We start from the raw sequence: 1,285 nt of genomic DNA, 5'->3' as shown, positions 1-1,285 counted from the left end.
TGGTCAACCCCCATTTTGGAGTCCACCCCCAATAGGTACGTTTCCGCCTGATCGCATGGCAGCGGCGACCGGAGCGTCAGCGTAGGTCGGCGCTGCCATGCGAGGCGCTCTTGCCAGCGGCGTAGGCGGCTTGTAGCCAAGGCTGCTATGCGGACGAATGTGGTTGTAAAGATGCCGCCATTGCGCGGACAGAACCTCCGCCTCCTTCAGTGAGTAGAGGACTTCCGCTTTCAAAAACTCGTCCCTGAACCTGCCGTTGAAGCTTTCGTTGTAGCCGTTCTCCCACGGCGAGCCCGGTTCGATGCACAGCGTTTTGACGCCGAGCCGTTTCAGCCACGCCCGTATCGGTTTGGCCGTGAACTCGGAGCCGTTGTCGGAGCGGATGTGGTCGGGGCTGCCTTTCTCGATAAACAGGCTTGTCAGCACGTCCATCACGTCATCGGATTTCAGGTTGTAGGCCACGCGCAGCGCAAGGCACTCCCGCGTGTATTCGTCCACCACCGTCAGAAAGCGGATTTTCGTGCCGTCCAGCAGCCGCTCGGCCACGAAGTCGTAAGCCCAGACGTGGTTCGGCCAGCAGGGCCGCAGACGGATGCATGAACCGTCGTTGAGGTACAGGCGGCCACGTTTCTTGTGCCGCGCAGGTACTTTCAGCGCCTCCTGCCGCCAGATGCGTTCCACACGCTTGCGATTGACGCGCCAGCCCTCCGCGCGCAGCAAGGCGGTGATCCGCTTGTAGCCATATCTGCCGTATTGCTTTGCCAGCCGGATAATATCCTGCGTCAGGCGCTCTTCGTCCGCCGCACGCTTCACGGGCTTGCGCAATGCGCCACGGTTGGCGTCGAGTGCCTGACAGGCACGCCTTTCTGATATGCCAAGTTTTTGCTGTGCAAATATGACGGCGTCGCGCCGCCGCCCGGGGCTGGTTAGAACTTTCCCGTGGAGACTTCCTTCAGGATCAGGTTGTCCAGCGTCAGGTCTGCGACTGCACGCTTGAGCCGGGAGTTCTCCACTTCCAACTCCTTCAGGCGCTTGGCCTGGTCCATCTTCATCCCGCCGTAATCCTTGCGCCAGCGGTAGTATGTATTCCGTGTTACGCCGATCTCACGGATAACCGTATCCAGCGTCTTGCCCTGCGAAAGAATAACCTCCGCCTGCCGCAATAAACCGATGATCTGCTCGGTCGTATAGCTCTTCCTTGCCATTGTAAAAACCTCCTGAAAGGGGCAAATTATCCATAGCAGAATCACCATTCTGCGTGGACTCCTTTATAGGGGGCGGGTCA

Annotated in this window: 1 protein-coding gene; it reads right to left on the bottom strand. The window is 59.2% G+C overall.

The window, feature by feature from the left end; translation table 11 throughout:
• Positions 1-3 precede the first annotated feature (3 nt).
• A protein-coding gene (locus IV112_RS17875; protein WP_438362257.1) for an IS3 family transposase occupies positions 4-1,205 on the bottom strand; the annotation gives its coding sequence in 2 pieces (ribosomal slippage) (positions 4-933 and positions 936-1,205; 1,200 coding nt in all).
• Positions 1,206-1,285 lie beyond the last annotated feature (80 nt).

The sequence above is a fragment of the Methyloversatilis discipulorum genome (assembly GCF_018780585.1).
GTDB classification, from domain to species: domain Bacteria; phylum Pseudomonadota; class Gammaproteobacteria; order Burkholderiales; family Rhodocyclaceae; genus Methyloversatilis; species Methyloversatilis discipulorum_B.
Note: the sequence above shows the minus strand (reverse complement) of the source record. Positions and strands in the feature narration are given on the sequence as shown.